This window comes from Desulfosarcina variabilis str. Montpellier (assembly GCF_048565275.1).
Classification (GTDB): domain Bacteria; phylum Desulfobacterota; class Desulfobacteria; order Desulfobacterales; family Desulfosarcinaceae; genus Desulfosarcina; species Desulfosarcina variabilis.
Genome location: NZ_CP159846.1, coordinates 8,975,966 through 8,996,654 on the forward strand (window position 1 = coordinate 8,975,966; position 20,689 = coordinate 8,996,654).

A 20,689-nucleotide genomic window follows, 5' to 3' on the forward strand; every position below is an offset into this window, starting at 1 on the left:
GAGTGACAGTGGATGATGGACACCCCTTTTTTTGAACGAACGGTTCCCTTCAGTCTTGACCTTGTCTTCCGGCAGGGCATGGGGCGGCGGTTGCTGCTGTGCATTTTTACCGTTGCCATGCTGCCAACCATGCTGATTGGTTGGATCAATTACCAAGCCGCCTACCACCATCTGGATCAGGATATTCAAAAAACGATTCGGCTCAATGCAGAACTGAAAAGCCAGCAGATCAACGCCTACCTCCATGGGCGCATGACCGATGCCGAACGGCACGGCCGCGAGCCGGCAACGATCAATTTTTTCAATTCCCTGGTCAGAAGGCATCAGGCCGCCGAAGAACCCTTGTCCGAATTTGTGCTCAGCCCTCCCTGGCAAACGGCGGTATCTGCTTTCGGGTCCGGCATTCAATTGCATGCGGATCTGCATGGATATCATGACATTCTGCTGATCGATGGAGATGGAAATATTATTTTTTCAAGCTCCAACGCACCAACGTTGACCGGGAACCTGAACCAGATGGAAACCAATTCCCCCATCTGTGACGCATTTCGTAAAACCCTCGAAACCGGCATCCCCGCCTTCTCTGGATTCGAATCGGGCGTTGACGAGACCACCGGTGTGCGTGCCTTTATCACGGCGGCGATTGGCAGCATGGGCGATCCACCGGCCGGCGTGATCGCCTTTACGATCCCCGGTGGTGACATTCAACAGTTGATCCATTTGCCTCCAGAACCGGACACCAACGTTCGCATTTATCTGATCGATAAGGATTTGACGTTATTGGCCGGCACCATCGCCGGACAGCGCCCTGACACCCGGTTGACCATAAAAACCGCCATTGCCCAACAATGGGGTGACGCCATCGCCAACGGCAAATCAGCCCTGCCCCCATCCAGCCTGCTTGAGTACCAGGACCCGGGCGGCCATTGGATGGTCGGCACCTATGCGTCGATCCAAGTGGATCGTCTCCATTACGCATTGGTGGTGGAGGTTGACCGAACCATGGCCCTTTCCAGCATCCATCGCCAGCAAAAAATAATCTTTACGATTTTGATCCTGACCGGCCTTGGCATCATCGCCGTTAGCGTAATTCTGTCCCGCATTCTCGTCGAACCGGTTCGGGATCTGACCAAACAGATGATGCTGGCCACCCGCGATCAACAGCGCAACCTGCCGGCGATATCCGCCAGCCATGAGATTGGCCAACTGGCCACCGTCTGCAACGATCTGATCAAACACATCCACGCCCTTTCCATCGAACACGAAACCCAATCGCGACTGGTTGCCGGCATGGCCAGCTTGCACCGACTGCTCGGCGGCACACCGGAACCGGAGACGTTATGCTTCAGAGCCCTCGAATTTCTATCTGATTTCCTGGATCTGGACCGGGCGGAGTTTTTCATTGGCACTGAAGATGGACGGTTTGCGTGTGCATGCCATTTTCCCGGCCGTGCCACGGGCGAATGCGATCTGGTTGTATCTTCCGGGGAAGGACGCATGGGCAGTGCCATCCATGAAAAAACCATGCTGGCCTTTCGTAAAGATGCGGTGGAAGCGTCCATCATACCGGTTCCCACAGCGGACCTGGGCAATATCGTTGCGGTTCCGCTGATCCTTGAAGAGTCTGTGATTGGGGGTGTGGAAGCCCAAAAAATAGGGGTGTTCAGTCTTTTCGAAAGCCATTTTTTACAAACGGCAGCGCCGTTTATTTCCATGGCCCTGGGGGCGGCCCTGGTCCGTGAAAAGGAAATGGCCCTGATCAAAAAAACAAGGCAGCAGGCCGATCAGTTAAGCCGTCGCGAGACTGAGCTGGAGAAGAACACCCAAGCTTTGCAATCACAACGCCAGGCATTTGAAAAGTCCGAACAGGTGCTGCAGCTCAAGCATCTGGAGCTTGAAGCGGCCAATGCCCAAATGGTCAAAAATGCAGCCGACCTGGAAGCCAACATGGCCATCCTCGAGCAGCAGAAAAAGGACATGCAAGAACAAAACGCCGAGCTTGAAAAGGCCCACCGGGAACTGGCCGATAAAGCCCGACAGCTGGAAATTTCCAGTCAATACAAAACAGAGTTCATGGCCAACATGTCCCATGAGCTCAGGACACCGCTCAACAGCATTTTGCTGCTCTCTCGATTACTTTTGGAAAATACGTCCAATACACTTAGCCCCAAACAAGCCGAGTTCGCACAAACCATTAATTCTGCAGGCGAGGATCTGCTCAACCTGATCAACGAAATTCTGGACCTGGCCAAAGTGGAATCCGGAAAGATAGACATTGAAACGGAACCCGTCGCCATCAAGTCCATTGCCCAGGCCATGCAGGCGAGTTTTGCGCCCCTGGCCGAGCAAAGCGGCGTCGTCTTTTCCATTGATGTGGCCGAGGATGTGCCCGAACGATTGGTATCGGATCGTAAACGGATCGCACAAATTGTGAAAAATTTTCTTTCCAATGCCTTTAAATTCACCTCCCACGGACGCATTCAGCTTGCATTCTCGACATGCGCCGAACCGCCCAACGGTCAATCCGCCGGCCCTGCCGATGACGCCGGCTGGCTTTCCATCAGCGTTGACGATACGGGAATCGGCATCCCCACAGACAAACAACAATTGGTTTTTGATGCGTTTCAGCAAGCGGACGGCTCCACCCGGCGCAAATACGGTGGGACCGGCCTGGGCCTTTCCATATCACGGGAACTGGCGCACATGCTGGGCGGAGAAATCAGCCTTACCAGCGAGGAAGGCAAAGGCAGTTGTTTTACCCTGCATCTGCCCATTGTGTTGCCCTCCACAGAAGAGCCGAAAATGATCCGCGACGAAACGCCAAAGCGGACCGCCAAGCCCACGCCATCATCGTCAACCGTCAATGACGACAGCACCGTCCAGCAAGGATGCGAGTGGGTTCCCGATGACCGCCATCGGCTGGTTCACGGTAATCCATGCATTCTGATTATGGATACCGATGTCAAAACCATCGACCCCATCATGGATGTGGCCCGTGACCAGGGCTATAAAGTGGTGGTGGCCGAGCAGCGCATGACCGGCCTGCATTTGGCGGATTATTACCAGCCGGTGGCCGTTTTCATCAATCCCCAGTCATGCGGCCCTGACGGGTGGCCGGTGATCGATCAAATCAAAGCCAATGTCCAAAACCACCATATTCCGATTTTTACTTTATCCGGCCAGGATGAAAAGCCCCGGGCGGCGGCGCATGGTGCGGCCGGACACATTCGGGTGCCCCCTGCCAAGAGTCGACTGACGCTGGCTTTTCAGCAGATTGAAACATGGCAATCCCAGAATGAACGCAATGTACTGGTGGTGGCCTCAGATCCCCAAACGGTCACCGATCGGATCAGGTCCGGCATCGACATCGAATCCATTCATTTCACGATAGCATCCACTGCAGCCGCTGCCGCAAAGGTTCTTCAGGCACAAACCATGGATGCCGCCATCCTTGAGCCCACCATGGATATCGCCGAGCTACAGCGATTTCTGACCATCTGGCAAACGCATCCCATTGCGCTGGTGATCTTTACGGACGTCGCTTTAACGGCCGATGTGAAAGCCGCGATCACTCCATTTGTCCAGGTGGACGCGCTGCCTTTCGTGGGGACCGTGGATCAGCTATTGGTTAAATTGCTGGCCTGTCTGCACCTGCCGCCCGATGCATTGGAAACCGCCTGTCGCCAGCGGTTGGACGCCCTGATCGGGCACAGGTATCCGTTGCAAGGACGCAAGGTCCTGCTTGTGGATGACGACATGCGTACCGTTTTTGCCGTTACCAGTGCCCTGGAGGCGCAGGGGGTTGAAGTCTGCACCGGGAAAACCGGCAAGGAAAGTCTTGACAAACTCAATCGTTTTCCGGACATTGATCTTGTACTCATGGATGTAATGATCAATGAAATTGACGGCTATGCGGCGATCCAACAGATTCGCCATCAGAAACATTATCGACATATTCCTATTCTTGCGTTGACAGCCAAAGCCATGCAGGGTGATCGTGCCAAGTGCATTGAAGCCGGTGCCGACGACTATCTGGCCAAACCGGTAAATTTGGAAAAATTGACGTCCATGCTCAAAATCTGGCTTGATCCCGGGCTGACCCAACCGCAGTGAATGCATGCCTGAGACTTCTCTAATAACCCCAGTTTCCGGATATACGGTATGTCAGAAGAGGAACCCATAAAAATACTGGTTGTTGATGACAGACCGGAGAACCTTTTGGCCATTGAGGGTGTCCTTGATCGACCGGGTCTGACCATCATTTCCGCCACCTCGGGCAATGAAGCGCTGGGACTGGTCCTGGAGCATCACTTTGCGTTGATCCTGCTTGATGTTCAGATGCCGGGAATGGATGGATTCGAAGTCGCCGAACTCATGCGCGGAAGCGAAAAAACGCGCCATATCCCCATTATTTTCGTTACGGCCATCAGCAAGGAAGAAACCCATGTCTTTACCGGCTATGAAAAAGGCGCCGTGGACTACCTGTTCAAGCCGCTGGACCCAATCATCCTGCGAGGCAAGGTTAATATTTTTGTTGAATTATTTCAGCGACGTAAACAGCTCCAGAAAAATAATGCAAAATTGAACGAAATGGTTGTAGAGCTGGAGCGGGTCAATCAACAAATCCGTGAACAACAAAAATCGATTATCGAAGAAGAACGCCTGAAAGTCCTGTTGCAAATGGCCGGGGCCACAGCCCATGAACTCAACCAGCCCCTGATGGTATTGATGGGCAATGTCCAATTGATGGAAATGGATGGCGGCATTCCCTCCCACCTGACCGAAAGAATCAACCGGATCAGTCAGGCAGCCAACCGAATCGCTGATATTGTCAAAAAAATCCAAACCCTTCGTCACGACGAACCCAAAAACTACGCCGGCGGCAAAACCATTCTCAACCTGGACCAGCCGGTGTCGATCCTCAGTATCGACGACCGGGACAATGACTTTACCATGCTCCAACAGGCGCTGTCTGATCAACCCGAGCTCAAACTGTCCCGGGCCAAACGGATTGATGAAGCCATGGACCGCATTGATAAAGGACGCTTCGATCTCATCTTCCTGGAATATATCCTGCCCGATGGCAATGGACTGGAATTTCTGGAATCGATCAACAGCAAAGGGGTGGACACCCCCGTGGTGGTAATCACCAGCCAGGGGGATGAGCTGATTGCCTCCCGGATGATTCAGGCGGGGGCGAGCGATTACTTACCCAAAGCCAAGCTGAGCAATAAAGCACTGTTGCGAATCATCTCCAATGCCCTGGAAAAGGCCAACCTCAAGCGGGAGATGCGCATCGCCCAGCAAAAGCTGACCGAGATGTCCATTCGCGATGAATTGACCGGCATGTTCAACCGGCGCTACTTTCAAGAATCCCTGGAACGGGAAATCTCCGGTGTCCATCGCTACAAACACTCTCTGGCGCTGTGTATCATGGATCTGGATCATTTCAAATTGGTCAATGACTCCTATGGCCATCTGTGCGGTGATGAGGTCCTGCAGGAGTTCGGAAAGATTCTCAGTGAGAGCATCCGCAAGTATGATGTGGCCTGCCGCTATGGTGGTGAGGAATTTGCCGTCCTTTTACCCGACACATCGATTGATGAGGCAATGGTCCTGTGCGACCGATTCCGGGAACGCATCAGCAAGCACGTTTTCACCTACAATCGTGTCAAGCTACATATCACGACCAGTGTCGGCGTGGCGGCCTGTTCGGCCCAAAAAGAAATAACCGGCCAACAGCTGGTCGATCTGGCCGACAAAGCGCTTTATCAGGCCAAAAAAAAGGGGCGCAATCAGGTGGTAACAGCGTAGATCAACAGGCACTTAGGTTGAAGGCCAGCGTGCCATGGAGATCGCCCCTTTGGGGCATACCGTCACACAAAGCCCACACCCCAGACATGCATCGGAATTAAATTCCAGCTCCCCATCCTTAATGATCCTGGCATCGAAGATACATCGGTCGACACAATCACCGCAACCAATGCATTCATCCACCAATGTAACGGCAATGTAATCCGAACGAATCATCAGGTCTTTACGATGATAACGCCGGACAATCTGCAAATCATGGCAACAACAGGCGCAACAGCTGCACAATGCAAAAATCTCATGGTCCGGACGGCACAGGGCCAGCTGTACCAAGCCGCTTTGGTTGGCCTTTTTCAGAATCTCAATCGCCGATTGCATGGTAACCTTACGCGCCTTTTTTTTGGCCACAAATGCATCCGCCACCGCATCCAGCAGTAAACAGACGTCCCGTGGATGATCGCAGCGCCGGTAATGGGTGCGGCAAATACAGTTTTGAACGGCAATGGACCTGGCGCTGTCAATGATATGCATGGCATGTCCGGTGGGCAGCACCCATTGTCTGGCATCAAGGGATTCCGAAACCGGAATCACCCGGGAAGAAAAAGAAATTGGCTTTTTTTGCAACCACCGGTCGTATTGAACGACTCTTTTCTCAAGAAATGACTCCGGCTGCCTGTCACGCGTCATTGATCGTCTCCTGTTGATGACCGGTTGTCTTTACAAACCAGCATTCGAACCATAGGCCTCAACGCCCCAGTTTCTCACCGATCAGCGCCAGGCTGCTTTGATCCAGGGTGATGGTAACGGGAATCAGTCGCTGGTGGGATTTGACCAGGGGTTTCACCCGCTCGACGATGAGATCGGTGGCGAAAATCACATCACATTCGGCAACCAGTCGCTGCAGTTCTTTTGAATTGTCCAAACCGGACAGGATGCGCTTAAGCCGTCTGCCCATGGAAAAATAGGCACTGTTGTAAAGGGTTTCGGTGCTGCGTTGATTGGCGCAGATATAGCCGATGCAGATGCCTTCAGGTAGCCTGGCCAGGGCATTGATCACACCGGCATCCACCTGCAGAAGAACCGCCACCACCTCGACCTGGGCGGCGATACCGGGAAGCGCCCGGTCAAGCTCCTCGAGGTAATTGAATCCGCAAACCAACAGATCCTGGTCTTCAACCATGGCCAGGGCCGCCTCGGGGTCATCTTCGATTTCCTGGATCAGGATGCCTTTGGTTTTCGCACCAAAGGTATTTTCGATTTTCTCGCCGATGTAACGGATGACTTCATCGTTACAATCCACCACCAGCACATGCTTCTGTTCATTTTCAGCGGATACCGCAAGAAGGCGGCTTAAAAAATGATCGATGATCTCCTGGTTTCCGAAACCAGCCGTTCGGGCCTGGGCCATGGCCTCGGCGAAGACCCGATCCAGCGTGGCCGTTGGTTTTAAACGAACGTTTTTGCGCACAAATGTGCCTGATCCAACGACAATGTTTAGCAGTCCTTCTGAGCACAGTTCCTTGTAAGCCTGGGTAATGGTGTTGCGGTTGATTTTCAAAAATGCGGACAGATCCCGTGCGGACGGCAGCGGCCGCCCGGGTTCAAGCGTGCCCTTTTCGATCAAAAAACGGATCTGTATCTTGATCTGCTCCCGTAGACCAAGCGGACTGTTTTTTTTGCAGAACTATTTTCATAGTGTCATATGATCATATGACGCTAATCCATCTGTCAACGTCTGTTTTTGGGGTTACGGCAAAAAAAAGCCGGGTACTTTCCATCTGGAAAGCACCCGGCGTGGCTATGCGCTGGGTTAATCGGTTAGGCCCATCCGTAAATGGCAAGTTGCCTATTTCCGGACGGACACGCGTTTAGATGCACCACCCAGTTTTTTTATTTTCTCGATCCGGCATACCCGATGCCCTTCAAGGCTTCTTCCATTTCACCCAGGATCGCCGGATCATCGATGGTGGCCGGCACCTTGTATTCCTTGTTGTCGGCGATCTTCTGAATGGTGCCGCGCAGAATCTTACCGGAACGGGTCTTGGGCAGCCGCTTGACCACCGTGGCGGTCTTGAAGGCTGCCACCGGACCGATCCGGTCGCGGACCATCTGAACCACTTCTTTCAGAATCTCCTCCTTAGGCTTGGTCACGCCGGCCTTGAGGACCACGAATCCCACCGGCACCTGCCCTTTGAGATCGTCATCCACGCCCAACACCGCGCACTCGGCCACATCGGGATGATCCGAAAGCACCTCTTCCATCGCCCCCGTGGAAAGACGGTGACCGGCCACATTGATGATGTCGTCCGTACGGCTCATTACGAAAGCGTAGCCTTCCGCATCAATGTATCCCGCATCGGCGGTTTTATAGTAGCCGGGAAATTCATCCAGGTAGGAATCGATGTAGCGCTGGTCGTTTTGCCACAGGGTCGGCAGTGTTCCCGGCGGCAAGGGCAGTTTCACCACCAGGGCACCGATTTCACCGGGAGCCACCTGTTTGTTGTTAGTATCCACCACTTGCAGATTCCACCCCGGCGCCGGCTTGGTCGGCGAGCCTTCCTTGACCGGAAACTCATGCAGCCCCAGGCAGTTGGCACAGATGGCCCAACCGGTTTCCGTCTGCCACCAGTGATCGACGACCGGCACCTTCAGAGCTTCCTCGGCCCAGTGCAGGGTATTGGGGTCGGTGCGTTCACCGGCCAGGAACAGGGCCTTGAAGTTTGACAGATCGTACTGCTTCATCAGCTCGGCATTGGGATCTTCGCGTTTGATGGCCCTGAACGCCGTTGGTGCGGTAAACATGGTTTTAACCTTGTGCTCGCCGATCACCCGCCAGAACACGCCGGCATCGGGTGTGCCCACGGGTTTGCCTTCAAAAAGGATCGTGGTGCAACCCTTGAACAGCGGACCGTAAACGATGTAGCTGTGGCCCACCACCCAGCCGACGTCCGAGGCCGCCCAGTAGACATCACCGGCATCCACATTGTAGATGTTCTTCATGGTCCACTTGAGTGCCACCACATGACCGCCGTTGTCACGCACCACGCCTTTGGGCTGTCCCGTGGTTCCCGATGTGTAGAGGATATACAAAGGATCCGTGGCGGCCACAGGCACGCAATCGGCCGGCGACGCCTTGGCCATGGCATCCGTCCAGTCAATATCCCTGCCCTCGATCATGGTTGCCGTCTCCATGGAGCGCTGAAAAACAACGCATTTTTCGGGTTTGGCATCACTCATGTCAATGGCTGCGTCAAGCAGCGGCTTGTATGCGATCACCTTCTTGACTTCAATGCCGCACGATGCCGAAACAATTACCTTGGGTTTGGCGTCGTTGATCCGGGTGGCCAGCTCCTTGGCCGCGAAACCGCCGAAAACAACCGAATGCACGGCCCCGATGCGTGCACAGGCCAGCATGGCTACGGCCGCCTCGGCAATCATGGGCATGTAAATCAGCACCCGGTCACCTTTTTGGAGGCCCTGCGCCTTGAGCACGCCGGCAAAAGTCGCCACCTCGTCCCTTAGCTGCGTGTAGGTGTACTTTTTAATAGTGTCGGTTACCGGACTGTCATAGATCAGCGCCAGTTGATCTCCCCGGCCCTGATCGATGTGGTAGTCCAGGGCATTGTAACAGGTATTAATCTGCCCACCGGTAAACCAGCGATAAAACGGTTTGTTGCTGTCATCCAGAACTTTGTCCCAACGTTTGTACCAGTGGCAGTCTTCTGCTGCTTTGCCCCAGAATCCATCCGGATCATTGATTGACTGTTCAAATGCGGCGTCATAGGGGTTGCTCATGTGGCCTCCTTTTACCAGTGGTTGAAAAAAGAAACTATAGAGGATAGCATTGGTTAAATCAACAACAAAAGATGAATACTATACAGTAGCTGAACAATCGTATTTTAATTATATTTTTTCATAAAAATCAATACCGATAAGCACGGTCCTCAGGGCAATCGCAAGTAAAATCAAAAACCGGCCGCTTTTGAACAAGCACCATCCCCGAAAGAGGAAAAATGCCAACGCCCAGATGTCAGATGTCAAATGAAGGATGAAATCGATTTTAAAAAGATGGATGGATAATCTGATTCGCCATCGGGCACAAAAGCCCGATTTGAAAGGCAGCGTGGTGCTATGATCGATCGTTCAAGCGCCGCCCGCTTACGGCGCCACGATGATGACCCCATATGCCTCTAAGCGGTTTCGCGTTTGTCCAGTGGGGTGGGAAAGGCCCCATTGCGGTCCTGCTCGATAAGCGTTTGAATGGACGTCTGATCATACACCTTGTCCATGGCCTGCTGGACCTGATCCCATAATCCCATGAACACACATCCGCCCAAAAAAGGACAATTTCCCTTGGATGCACAGGCCATACATGCGTCGGTTTTGTCCTCCTTGTCCAGCATGCGGAAAATCTCCCCCACGCGGATTTGATCCGGGGGTTGGGTAAGCGTATACCCGCCAAAAAATCCGCGTTTGGATTCTACGAAGCCAGCCCGTTTCAACTGCCCCATGATAACTTCCAGAAATCGCAGGGGAATGGCCTGTGCCTCGGCAATGGTTGAGGTCTTAACGGGTTCATCACTCTGTTGTTTGGCCAATTCAAAAATGGCACGCAAGGCGTATTGTTTTTTTTGGGTGACTAGCATGGCTGGCTTCAGTTCCCTTGGTCTTCAAAGGGTGCTTCCAAATGGAAGTCCCGTGGTGATCGATACGTTTGTGCGTTCAATAATCGTTCGAAAGTTAGCAGTATTTTCAATAAATGATATTTAGGCACAATAGCTAGTTTTTAATAGGATTTCAATGCTTGGTCGTCGTTTTTTTGATCATTTACTCCTAAAAATAAAATTCAAGCCCCTCCAATACCCCTTGAATTTGGGGGTAACACGTCATCATAATTATCTTTTTTTAGAAAATTAGGTTGGCTAACGCTTCAGACTGGATCCAGTTGGCCAAAATATTCAATACAGCGATCATCATCATGCATTAGATTGTCCTGTCAAACGAATATGATAATCCCAACTGTGATAAACTCGTAAAAAGTCGCATTTCAGACGGATTCGTAAACTGTAAACGTGGAGGTATTCATGAAAATCCAATCAGCGAGCATGACCATTGTTACATCCAAACTGCCGGAAACCCGCCATTTCTATGAAACCCATTTCGACGCGCGTCCGCTTTTCGACTGCGGTTGGTACGTTGTACTTCGCCTTGGCGTGTCGGGTTCTGGCCCGGAAGTCTGCTTGATGGAACCAAAAAGCGGTATGGTGCCATTTTCCGGTGGAACCGTCCTTAACTTACTTGTCGACGATGCCGACAAGGTACATGAAAAATTGACCGCAGCCGGTTTGTCGACGATGATTCAGTTGGAAGATCATCCCTGGGGCGATAGAGGGTTCGGCGTTGTTGATCCTTCCGGTGTGGTCGTCTATTGCTATCATCCTATTGCACTCACTCCCGAATTCAAAAAGTACATCATTGAGGATATCTAAAGGCCATTAAATGCATCGGGAGCAGCGAGCCGAGCGATGGCCTGCTCCCGGTTTGTATGGAGCATCATCGGCGTGCAGCCAAACCAGTGTCTTATCTCCCGGTTCATGTGGGCTTGATCCGAGAAACCATAATCGGCAGCAATGGATGCCAAGGGATGGAAACGTCTATGCGCATCTTGTCTGAGTCAGCGTTATCCCATGGAAAGGTTACCCCAGGAGCGAGCCGGACACCCAAAAACCGCGTTTCATTTGTACAGACGACGTTTCTAACAGAAACATCCAACCCGCTGCAAATAATCCTTAACGGTTGTTTCTTATCGATAATGGCGATCAGGTCTCTACAGCCATCGGGCCATACAGCAACGCTTCCCTTTGGAAATTGCACGCTCCATTTACAGACTATTGAATTCATCGTTATCCCTAATGTTGCAAAGGCCGAAGGGCTTCGGAAACAAGACGCCGAGGTTGTCCGCCAGAGGCGATTCATTGAAGGACCATGGCCTTTTCCGGACAGATCTCCTGACAGCAGAAGCAGGTCACGCAACGATCCATGTCCACCACGGGCAGATCGTCGATCAGGGTCAGGGCGTCGGCCGGGCACTGCTCGACACAACTGCCGCAAGCCGTGCATTGGTCCGGGTTGGCCTGCGGTGTCAACCGGGTCTTGCTCTCCAGAAGGGACTGAATGTCGGGATTGTTGAAATTGGCCTCACCACCCAAGGGTGGAATGATAAAATCCTTCAGCCGTACCAATTCACCATCCAGTTCAATATCATCCAGGTTCCAGGACCCCAATCCGGCCTCGGCGGCTTTTTGCAAAAAGCGCAGGCGGCCCGGATCCAGCCCCATCATGGTGGCCACGACGGCATCCATGGCCACGGCATTGTCGGCGGCAAGGATCAGACCGATATCGCGCAGGTCCGGTGAAGCCGGCCCGTTGCCCTGCATCCCGACCACGGCATCCATGACAAACAGATTCGGCACCCGCAGCTTGAAAACATCCACAATCAATTCATGAAACCGAAAGGGGCTGCCGGCGATTTTGTGCAGCCGGGCCTTCTGGGCACCGGGCAGGAAACCATAGCTGTTCTTGACGGCACCGGTCATCACCGTAAGCCCGTGGGTTTTGAACTTCGGCAAACTGATCACGACGTCTGCTTCAATGATGTCGCGGGAGATCCGTACACTATCCATGTAGTCGGCATTAAACGGGACGGTGACGGCATCCAGACCGATGTTGCGGTAATGGCCCTTGGCCGCCGCCATCAGTCCGGTCTGCTCGAAGGCGGCCTCATTGGCACCGTAACTGAACACACCGGGGTTGTCACCGACAACAATCGATTTTGGCTGGAAAGATCGGACCTTGTCCACGACGGCGGCCAGCACCGCGGGATGCGTGACGATTCCCTCGTTGGCCTGTGAAGCCCGCAGCAAATTGGGCTTGATCATCACCGATTTACCGTCAAGGTCCTGGGGAAACAAATCAAAAACCCGATCAACCGAATCATTGACCGTATCGTAGGTGGCCGGATGAATCATGACACGATGCATAAATCAATTCCTTTTTTCATAACCAATTGTATTTTCAGTTTATTCAACATTACCATCCAGAATGGTCCGAACCGTTTTCGCCAAATCCGCCTTGATGATGGGTTTATAGGCCAATGCTTTGATTCCAATTTCTTTGACCGTTAAACTGGAAATTTTTTTATTGTAACCGGTAAACATAATGATCGGGATATCCGGATCGACGGCCATGAGTTCAGTGGCCAACACATCCCCGGTCATTTTTGGCATCGTCATATCGCTGATCACCAAATCAAAATCGGTTGGCCTGGCCTTGAACAGCTTCAGTGCCTCGACACTGTCGGTCAGGGAGGTCACCCTATAGCCCAACGATCCGAGAATCTGAGCACCCAGTTTGGCCAAGGCAGCCTCGTCGTCGACGAACAAAATTCGTTCCGTGCCTTTGGGTAATACACTCTTTTCCTTTTGGCTTTCGGTTAGACGTACTTTTGTGGTCGGCAGAAACACGCGAAACGTGGTTCCGTTGGCGACCTGACTTTCAACGATAATCTTTCCGCCACTTTTTTCCACAATCCCCTGAACCACGGAAAGTCCCAGACCGGTGCCCTCTCCCATGGTTTTTGTGGTGAAATAGGGCTCAAAAATCAAGCCTAAAATGTCGGGAGAGATACCAGGCCCTGTATCTGCGACCGTCATCTCAACATAGACGCCCGGTGCCACCCCTTCCTGAAGCAGAGGGGATCGGTGATCGATGGTCACATCGTTCAGGCCGATCCTGAGCACGCCACCGGCAGCATCCATTGCATAGGCAGCGTTCGTGCAGAGGTTCATGATGATCTGGTGGATCTGGCTTGGATTGGCCATGATAAAGGCCTTGCTTTCCAGGTTCTGCTCAATTTCAATTGTGGACGGCATGGAAGATCGGATGAATTTCAATGCCTCCTTGACAATTTTATCGATCTGGATTGGCTGGGTCGGTTCATTTGCCTGGCGCGCAACAGCCAAAATTTGCTCGACAAGATCCTTGGCGCGCTTGCCGGCCGTGTAGACTTCCTGAAGACTTTCCTCAATCACCGAATCTTTTTCAACATCGTCGAGCGCCAGCTCCGTAAAGCCAATGATGGATGTCAAGATATTATTGAAATCATGGGCAATACCGCCAGCCAAGTTGCCGATGGCTTCCATCTTCTGGACTTGAATCAACTTGGCTTGGGCTTTTTCCTTGTCTTCTATGGCCTGCATGTAATCCGTAATATCCCTGAAAACCGACATCTTCGAACGGGTGCCTTCCGGATTATCGATCAGCATATTGGCGACGCGGTAGGTTCGATTATCTAGGGGGCTTTTGACATCAATTTCTATGGGTTCATGGATTGACAGTCGATTAAAAACACACCAGTTGCATTTCATATCCAATCCGTGCAGTACCTGGTGACATTTTTCTCCGCTAGCATCTCTGCCGATGCGACGAATCATAGCCGGATTCATATACTCGACAACAAAATCCGATGAGCAAATGTATAATGGATCGACAAATGCTTCCATCATGGATCGAAATTTTCTTTCACTTTCGACCAATGCTTCCTCAGTCAACTTGCGCTTGGTAATGTCCCTGAGAATATGCACCAGACCGGAACACCGGCCGTTTGCATCCAGAATCGGATCCACAGAGATATGAAACCATCGATCCCCAATTTGCATCTCCATCATCTGGCCAACCAGGCTCTCTTTGACCCGCGGGGCGGGACAATTCGGGATGGGGGCGTTTGTTCCGTGGATGAGTGCCCAGCAGTGTTTGCCGATAAAATCCGCTTTGCTGTCCCCAAATAACGTTCTGGCCATTTTGTTGGCGCGCCGCACGCGCTGGTCTGCGTCCATGATCCAGATGGCGTCGCTGGCGGACTCAAATGTGGCATTCCACTCTTGGACCGCGCGATGGGCTTTTTCCTCGGCCCGCTTCCGCAAGGACTCGGCCTGTTCCAGGTCTCGAACCCTTTGCTCAAGCGCTTTGTAAGTGGGTTTTTCAGACATGTTGGCTCCGGTAATCCGGTATTTTTAAGATACGCCGCTGTTTTCAATCCAGGTCAACAGCGTCCATCCAATATTGACGGTTCAGCAAAAAGTCGAAAATACCACTTTGGCGTCAGTCCGGCGTAGATCGGAATCCAGTTTTTTCAATATGTTCTGGATGCCGGATCAAGTCCGGCATGACGAGTCAGGCACTTTTTACGAGTTCATCAGTATTGGCCAATTGGCCCATTTATGGGCGAACACGAAATAGTAAATTCCTTGAGTTATGGGAAGCTCAGAAAGGCGGGCGACCACCGTTAAAACCCAGGAAGGAAAGATTTGTCATTCGATCAGCCAACTCAAGATATATTTTCAATTATACCAGAAGCGGGTGCCGAAGCAACCCCGGCGAAATCACAACAGCAATTGTACTTTTGGAGGTGTCACCGGCAAGTCAAGTCACAGATCAAAAAGCCGCTCAAGGGCCAATGGATCGATCTGATGGTATGGACGCCAATCTGTTCATGCTGATGCGTGGCGTGGTCGCCGTGGGTTGGCAGTGTTGGGCTGCCCCCTCCCAGGGACACAAGCTCGGCGTTATAAATCAGGGCCGGGTTGATATCGCCGTGGGCGGTGGTAAAAACCAGGGCATGGGGGTTGATCCGGGCAATCCGCACTTTGTTTTCTTCGACTTGCTTTGCTGTCAATTGATCGGTCTTGTTGAGCAAAACGATATCTGCCGCCCGGATCTGGTCGTGGGCGATATCCGAAGACGCAAGGGTGCGATAAAGATTCACCCCGTCCACGAGGGTGATAACGGAATCAAAGCGAACGATTTCCTCCACCTCGGCCAATTCATCTAACAGGTTGAACGGGTTGGCCAGCCCCGTGGTTTCCAGGACGATGGAATCGGGATGAAAGTCGCTCATGACTGATCAGCATCAAGTGCAGACCATCCTCAGTGCAAGGAACAGCCAACGTCACCCCGGCAATGTTGAACAACTCTATCATTGATGGATGAGACATGAAATCCCGGATGCACGGGTAGTAATCCGCTTGTTGGGTCAGCATCCCGGCCTGGACGCACAGGGATTCGACACAATCTTCTTCAGGGTGAGGAAAGTAGTTCAAGCCGAAACGCCCGGCAATTCCGGGTAAAAGCGGATCCATCTGATCGAAAAACAGACCGAACACCCCGGGACAGCCGTCGATGCGGGCGGTCCAGGCATCACTGCCGTGCGCCCCGTTTTGCAGGCCCCGCCACCCGAGCCGATGGCGCACACCCGGGACCAGATTCACGCGGACCATATGGTAACGCAGGATTTCCTGTATACCGGCTTCAGGATTGCTGAATCGATCCCCGGGTATCCATTGCAGAAGTGGCATGGGACCTCCTAAAAATATAATCAGGCACCAAAAGTAATCGTATCCCCATTGCCTAAATACGCCGTATCCTTGGACCGATATTGCGCGGTGCCTTTGACCACCGGATAGCCAGCGGCAATGAATTTTTTGGCGCACAGTACACCGGTGCAATGATTGCAGCCGATCTTCTCGAATCCGTATTTCCCCAATGAAATAACCAGATCGTCATATTTGGGATCCCAGTCGTCAAACGGAGAAATGTGCAACCCACCATAAATGCCGTACAGGTTGTCGTTCTCATAGCGGATTTCACGGTAGGCGGTTTCGGCAAACTGGATGATGCTCTGGTGGCAGCATCCGGTTACGCTCACCAACCCCTTGTCCTTGACATTGAAATAAAGGGACTGCTCACCGTAAACCCGGCAGATGATTTGGTAACCTTGATGCTGCGGCAAACACCGATATCGGTCATTTTCCGTTGAACCGTGGGGAAATGGCGCTTGCGCAGCGGTGAATAGGAATAAAGCCCCATGGCGAGCGCCTCACCACCGGCAACCCCCATGGCCGCCCCTTTGAGAAAACTGCGACGACTGATATTGTCGTTGTTATCGGACATGTTATCCTCCTTGGTGCTTCATCTTTAGGTGGTATGCATAAATGGCGACGCGCTTACTCGATCACGGTGATGGCATTGTAGAAAATCGGCAGCGCCCACACCGCAACAAAGTAAACCGCCACGCCCACCAGAGCACCGGTTCCCACCCCCCAGCCCAGGCCGGGTGTCCAGCGGATATCATCGACCATGGCTTGCCGGGCCTCATGATCGCGTTGGATCTCGGCAGCGGTTTTGGGCGCCATTTTCCAGGCCGGCCAGTTATCCATGAACCAGTGATGCACCAGGAAAAAAACCGCGGTTTCCCCCACGTGCAGCCATCGCCAGTCAGGCGCAAAATCCCGGCGGGTCCCGCGAATGGCCTCACCCCAGGTTAGCTCCTGGGCGAAGTAAAAGAAAAAGTGCATGGCCAGGGCGATGGCAATAATGCCGAAAAAGGAAACCACACGCCGCCACCCGTCATGCTTGATCAGGCTGAAGGGATAACGCTCCCAGATGGTCTCCACCAACCACACCGTTACCGTGCAGCACATAATCTAGGAGGCATGAAAGTTTCCGGACACTGTCTTGGCGAATTGCTCCCAGTACGGTGGCGCAATCGACGTAAAATATTGCCAGGGGTTGTAGAGGATGCCCATGTGAGAATGCATGGTGATAAAATAGACGATGGTGCTCAGGATACCTTCGAAAAACCCCTTGATCAGCGCGTATAGAATCACGAAAGAGACAAAGGTAAGAATAGCGCCCTTGATCAGCGGGTGGGTCCGGTTCAGCCATGCCCGCTTGAACGGCCAGAAGTCAAACAGATACACCATCCAGATCAGTACGATTAGCCACCAGCGCGTGTACATGTATAGCCCACATAGGGCGTGTACATGCGCATCCATCCACGGGGATCCTGAAAAATCCACCAGGTGGCGTAAAATGCCAATAGTGTGATCACCAGGCTGACAATCGCCGGAACCGGTCCCTTCCAGCGCTTGACAAGCTTGCGGCTTTCCAAATAATTGACGTTGCTGTTCTCCATGTTTTCTCCCTCTCCAATGGCTGTTGACAAAATCAATCATCTGACGCTGACGATTATGATAGTATGCGATTACCTCCTTTCTTTAAGAGCCTGTTTTAGAAGTCTGCTGCGGGTTGGATCTGAATTTTGTAATTTTTGGAGTCGGATGTTGGTTGACGTGCTGCCCGGTCGGCAGGCCTAATTTTGAACATATGTTATTTACCGGCGTTTGATAAGACGAGACCCAAAAAAATGCAGACAAATCAAACTCGATCGCTTCACGCCAGGCGGGATTATCAAGCCGATGCGTGGATTTGGGGAAGATCAATGCGCAGTTGTTGCAGGATCTTTTTTTGGGTTGCAGTAAGCGCTGTATATTTAAACATACGACGATTGCCGTCGGCAAATTCTCCGAGATGAAGCCCCTGCATATCGCGGCACAGGTCTTTCCAGGACAGGCCGGTCTTCAGTTCGGCAATACGTCTGAGCAGCAGAATCAACCATGCCAGCAGCATGCCGGGGTCGGTGAAATCATCGCTTAAGGAGGCCCATGCGGCCTGCGCCTCAGTCCTTTTCAACTCACGATAGATTTGGTCGATGTCAAGCAGTTGTTTATGTCCCCTGGCCAGGGTTTCGGGCGGCAGACGGTGATCATTGGACATGAGCAGGTACTTCCCATCTTGTTTTTCGTCTTGTCTGACCTGGACGTGGTTGATCGTGGGCGTTTTTTTTTCTGATATTTTGAGATACCGCTCCATTTTGTGCGGGTACCCGGGCCTTGCCGCGTTATCCGTGGTTTTGCTCTTATTCCAATTCTCCAGTTGCATCCGCAATCGCCGGAGATGGTGTTGCCTGGCCTTACGGTCCATGGCGGCCTGCCCAGGATGATAGGTGATCACGCACTGCCCGCAAGGGGCGTCTTCTTTAAGGATCGGCGCCTTGAATTGCAGATCAGGGCCGAGGATTTTAAAACGGCCTTTTGGCATCGTTGCCGCTTGTGCCATGCCGCTATCACGCAGTGTCCGGCCCAGAATATACGTGCAGCCGCTTTGCTGCAACGCATTCTGAAGTGCATCGCCGGTGGCCGGCCGGTCCATCACCCACACGATCCGGCGTGGTGACCATGGCATGAGATTTTCTTCTACGGTTTTTATCCCATCCGTGTCGATGGTATGGCCGAGCATCAGCCAGCAGCCGATGGGAATTCCCATTTGCGATACGGCCAGGGCAAGAGTCCCATTACTCGGCCCATCAGCGTAGTGATGCGATGCCCATGGCTCCTTTTTGTGTATCGGAGAGTCAATCCGATCGTTCAGGACGCTTGCGGGAATCAGATCAACAAATACCAGGTCAAGATCCAGATTCAAGTGACTGGCAATCGCCCGGAAAATCTCCTGCTGGACGGCTTCAATATGACCGGACAACATGTCCATCGCATGATCAAAATGCCGATCCGCAAGGGATATGCGTTGTCCTGAGCTGGCCAGAAAACCTTCCGATACAATCTGCAAAATGGTCTGCTCGGCCGCAAAGGGGGCCAGGGCGCTGCTGGCCACCAGCGCAAACAGAGCGTTTTGGCTGGATGCGGAAAAAGACGGCGGGGCCAGCGCTTTTTGCAGGCACGCATTAATGCCGAACCGATCCCACAGGGCATGCAGAATCAGGATACCGCCGACCGGCAGACTGCGAACGAAAGCCATGCAAGACGTATCGGGCCGGGCCGGCGGTTCTGCCGGCGTTTCGTCAAGATCGACAAATCGGCTGATGCTCGCCACGAGGCGTTTCAGCCCATCGACATCCAGTTGTTCTCTTCTACCAAAGGAATGGATGACCTCGGCCTTGGAATAGCCTTTTACCGGGTGGCGGACATTGTGGGCCAGCTGAACATATTCGACGACCGAGCCGTCTTTGTTTTTACGTTTAATCGTCCTAAGATACATGCTTACGCGCTACCGGTTTTTTATACAGGATACGCTCCAGTTCCCGGTGGGTAAAATAAGGATCGTCATTGCGCAGATAGGGCAGAACAATCCGCTTGGTACGAATCAGATCACGGGAAATTTTCGCAAAAATGGCATCCGGGTCAAACAGGGCGGCCGTGACGATTGCCTGGCCAAAGGGATTGACAATCTCACTGCCACCCCAGAACCGGAAGGGATTGTCATCCAGCTCGACGCCTTCAGCCGGGCCCTGTGCGCCATCTGTGCCTGCACTCGAGCTCCGACGGTCTTCGAAAAGCTCGCAGCCCACGCGATTGGCGCAAAGGTTGTAGACGCCGAAAACCCGGGAGTAAAAGCGGTTGATGATGTTCCAGCTTTCAATATTGGAAAATTCGGTGCCCATGGACCCCCGGGAAGAATTAAACAAGGTGAGAAAAATATCCGCTTTCTGGGTAATCCCAAGGTACGGCAGGGAGGGGTGCCACAGGTCATTGCAGATAAACGGCGCAATGGTCAGGCCCTTGAGTCTGAACACGCGCACATGCTTGCCGCCGGAAAAAATCTTACGTTCCTCGAATACGCCGTAGTTGGGCAGATTCAACTTACGGTAGGCGAAAAGGATCTGTCCATCCACGGCCACCAGGGCCGAATTATAAAAATTCATGGCCTGGGACTCTTCGATAAACCCCACCACCGCGGCCGTTCCCTTGGTGGCCTTGGCCAGCTGCTGGATTTCCTTGGAGTCCATTCGCAGCGCGACTTCGTGGTAGCGCTCCCGAACAAAATAACCGGTCAGCGACAGCTCTGGAAATAAAACGAGTTCCACGCCTTCGGCTTTGGCGGCATGAATCTTCTCAATCACATCGGCCAGATTGGCCTTGACATCCAAAAGGACCGGGTCGGTCTGATAAATTCCCACTTGCATGGC

General features: G+C 52.6%; 18 protein-coding genes. 3 read left to right on the plus strand and 15 right to left on the minus strand.

What is annotated here, in order from left to right:
• Positions 1-12: 12 nt before the first annotated feature.
• Positions 13-4,113 (plus strand): response regulator, encoded by a 4,101-nt coding sequence (locus Dvar_RS40290; RefSeq protein ID WP_419659103.1) that lies wholly within the window; start codon positions 13-15, stop codon positions 4,111-4,113.
• Between the two features lie 48 nt (positions 4,114-4,161).
• Complete coding sequence (locus Dvar_RS40295; RefSeq protein WP_419659104.1) at positions 4,162-5,814, plus strand: diguanylate cyclase; 1,653 nt, start codon at positions 4,162-4,164, stop codon at positions 5,812-5,814.
• A 12-nt stretch (positions 5,815-5,826) separates the two neighbouring features.
• On the opposite strand, the gene Dvar_RS40300 is transcribed toward Dvar_RS40295, so the two are convergent.
• From Dvar_RS40300 to Dvar_RS40315, 4 genes are all read right to left on the minus strand, one after another.
• Positions 5,827-6,498, minus strand: a complete 672-nt coding sequence (locus Dvar_RS40300; protein ID WP_419659105.1) for an ATP-binding protein — start codon at positions 6,496-6,498, stop codon at positions 5,827-5,829.
• Positions 6,499-6,556: 58 nt separating this feature from the next.
• On the minus strand, positions 6,557-7,456 hold the full coding sequence (locus Dvar_RS40305; RefSeq protein WP_419664232.1) for a GntR family transcriptional regulator: 900 nt from the start codon (positions 7,454-7,456) through the stop codon (positions 6,557-6,559).
• A 245-nt stretch (positions 7,457-7,701) separates the two neighbouring features.
• A complete protein-coding gene (locus tag Dvar_RS40310) occupies positions 7,702-9,606 on the minus strand; it encodes a propionyl-CoA synthetase (RefSeq protein ID WP_419659106.1) in 1,905 nt (634 codons plus the stop codon).
• 395 nt (positions 9,607-10,001) lie between these two features.
• Complete coding sequence (locus Dvar_RS40315; RefSeq protein ID WP_419659107.1) at positions 10,002-10,457, minus strand: RrF2 family transcriptional regulator; 456 nt, start codon at positions 10,455-10,457, stop codon at positions 10,002-10,004.
• A 438-nt stretch (positions 10,458-10,895) separates the two neighbouring features.
• Here Dvar_RS40315 and Dvar_RS40320 point away from each other — a divergent pair, with 438 nt between their 5' ends.
• On the plus strand, positions 10,896-11,300 hold the full coding sequence (locus Dvar_RS40320) for a VOC family protein (protein ID WP_419659108.1): 405 nt from the start codon (positions 10,896-10,898) through the stop codon (positions 11,298-11,300).
• Between the two features lie 483 nt (positions 11,301-11,783).
• Here the strand turns inward: Dvar_RS40320 and Dvar_RS40325 are convergent, their stop codons facing one another.
• From Dvar_RS40325 to Dvar_RS40375, 11 genes are all read right to left on the minus strand, one after another.
• Complete coding sequence (locus Dvar_RS40325) at positions 11,784-12,851, minus strand: DUF362 domain-containing protein (RefSeq protein WP_419659109.1); 1,068 nt, start codon at positions 12,849-12,851, stop codon at positions 11,784-11,786.
• Positions 12,852-12,890: 39 nt separating this feature from the next.
• Positions 12,891-14,858 (minus strand): PAS domain-containing hybrid sensor histidine kinase/response regulator, encoded by a 1,968-nt coding sequence (locus tag Dvar_RS40330; RefSeq protein WP_419659110.1) that lies wholly within the window; start codon positions 14,856-14,858, stop codon positions 12,891-12,893.
• Positions 14,859-15,280: 422 nt separating this feature from the next.
• Entirely contained in the window at positions 15,281-15,766 is a 486-nt protein-coding gene (locus Dvar_RS40335) for a GTP-binding protein (protein WP_419659111.1), read from the minus strand.
• Positions 15,693-16,223: a hypothetical protein gene (locus tag Dvar_RS40340; RefSeq protein WP_419659112.1), complete on the minus strand. Its 531-nt coding sequence runs from the start codon at positions 16,221-16,223 to the stop codon at positions 15,693-15,695. Before Dvar_RS40340 ends, Dvar_RS40335 begins: the two co-directional genes overlap by 74 nt.
• A 20-nt stretch (positions 16,224-16,243) precedes the next feature.
• The gene (locus Dvar_RS40345; protein ID WP_419659113.1) at positions 16,244-16,573 is read right to left on the minus strand and encodes a hypothetical protein; all 330 of its coding nucleotides are present in this window, start codon (positions 16,571-16,573) and stop codon (positions 16,244-16,246) included.
• On the minus strand, positions 16,570-16,818 hold the full coding sequence (locus tag Dvar_RS40350) for a twin-arginine translocation signal domain-containing protein (protein ID WP_419659114.1): 249 nt from the start codon (positions 16,816-16,818) through the stop codon (positions 16,570-16,572). The genes Dvar_RS40345 and Dvar_RS40350 overlap by 4 nt, the downstream gene beginning before the upstream one ends.
• Before the next feature lie 53 nt (positions 16,819-16,871).
• Positions 16,872-17,321 (minus strand): hypothetical protein, encoded by a 450-nt coding sequence (locus Dvar_RS40355; RefSeq protein WP_419659115.1) that lies wholly within the window; start codon positions 17,319-17,321, stop codon positions 16,872-16,874.
• Positions 17,322-17,351: 30 nt separating this feature from the next.
• Complete coding sequence (locus Dvar_RS40360) at positions 17,352-17,666, minus strand: hypothetical protein (RefSeq protein WP_419659116.1); 315 nt, start codon at positions 17,664-17,666, stop codon at positions 17,352-17,354.
• Complete coding sequence (locus tag Dvar_RS40365; RefSeq protein WP_419659117.1) at positions 17,645-17,842, minus strand: hypothetical protein; 198 nt, start codon at positions 17,840-17,842, stop codon at positions 17,645-17,647. Before Dvar_RS40365 ends, Dvar_RS40360 begins: the two co-directional genes overlap by 22 nt.
• 275 nt (positions 17,843-18,117) lie before the next feature.
• Positions 18,118-19,761, minus strand: coding sequence for an IS1634 family transposase (locus tag Dvar_RS40370; RefSeq protein WP_419659118.1), 1,644 nt, complete (start codon positions 19,759-19,761; stop codon positions 18,118-18,120).
• Positions 19,751-20,686 carry a nitrilase-related carbon-nitrogen hydrolase gene (locus Dvar_RS40375; protein WP_419659119.1) on the minus strand — a complete coding sequence of 312 codons (936 nt, stop codon included), beginning with the start codon at positions 20,684-20,686 and terminating at the stop codon, positions 19,751-19,753. Before Dvar_RS40375 ends, Dvar_RS40370 begins: the two co-directional genes overlap by 11 nt.
• Positions 20,687-20,689 lie beyond the last annotated feature (3 nt).

Coding starts and splice junctions, on each gene's coding strand:
- Dvar_RS40290 (WP_419659103.1), top strand. CDS start 13: ATGATGGACACCCCTTTTTTTGAACGAACGGTTCCCTTCAGTCTTGAC.
- Dvar_RS40295 (WP_419659104.1), top strand. CDS start 4,162: ATGTCAGAAGAGGAACCCATAAAAATACTGGTTGTTGATGACAGACCG.
- Dvar_RS40300 (WP_419659105.1), bottom strand. CDS start 6,498: ATGACGCGTGACAGGCAGCCGGAGTCATTTCTTGAGAAAAGAGTCGTT.
- Dvar_RS40310 (WP_419659106.1), bottom strand. CDS start 9,606: ATGAGCAACCCCTATGACGCCGCATTTGAACAGTCAATCAATGATCCG.
- Dvar_RS40315 (WP_419659107.1), bottom strand. CDS start 10,457: ATGCTAGTCACCCAAAAAAAACAATACGCCTTGCGTGCCATTTTTGAA.
- Dvar_RS40320 (WP_419659108.1), top strand. CDS start 10,896: ATGAAAATCCAATCAGCGAGCATGACCATTGTTACATCCAAACTGCCG.
- Dvar_RS40325 (WP_419659109.1), bottom strand. CDS start 12,851: ATGCATCGTGTCATGATTCATCCGGCCACCTACGATACGGTCAATGAT.
- Dvar_RS40330 (WP_419659110.1), bottom strand. CDS start 14,858: ATGTCTGAAAAACCCACTTACAAAGCGCTTGAGCAAAGGGTTCGAGAC.
- Dvar_RS40335 (WP_419659111.1), bottom strand. CDS start 15,766: ATGAGCGACTTTCATCCCGATTCCATCGTCCTGGAAACCACGGGGCTG.
- Dvar_RS40340 (WP_419659112.1), bottom strand. CDS start 16,223: ATGCCACTTCTGCAATGGATACCCGGGGATCGATTCAGCAATCCTGAA.
- Dvar_RS40350 (WP_419659114.1), bottom strand. CDS start 16,818: ATGTCCGATAACAACGACAATATCAGTCGTCGCAGTTTTCTCAAAGGG.
- Dvar_RS40360 (WP_419659116.1), bottom strand. CDS start 17,666: ATGTACACGCGCTGGTGGCTAATCGTACTGATCTGGATGGTGTATCTG.
- Dvar_RS40365 (WP_419659117.1), bottom strand. CDS start 17,842: ATGGAGAACAGCAACGTCAATTATTTGGAAAGCCGCAAGCTTGTCAAG.
- Dvar_RS40370 (WP_419659118.1), bottom strand. CDS start 19,761: ATGTATCTTAGGACGATTAAACGTAAAAACAAAGACGGCTCGGTCGTC.
- Dvar_RS40375 (WP_419659119.1), bottom strand. CDS start 20,686: ATGCAAGTGGGAATTTATCAGACCGACCCGGTCCTTTTGGATGTCAAG.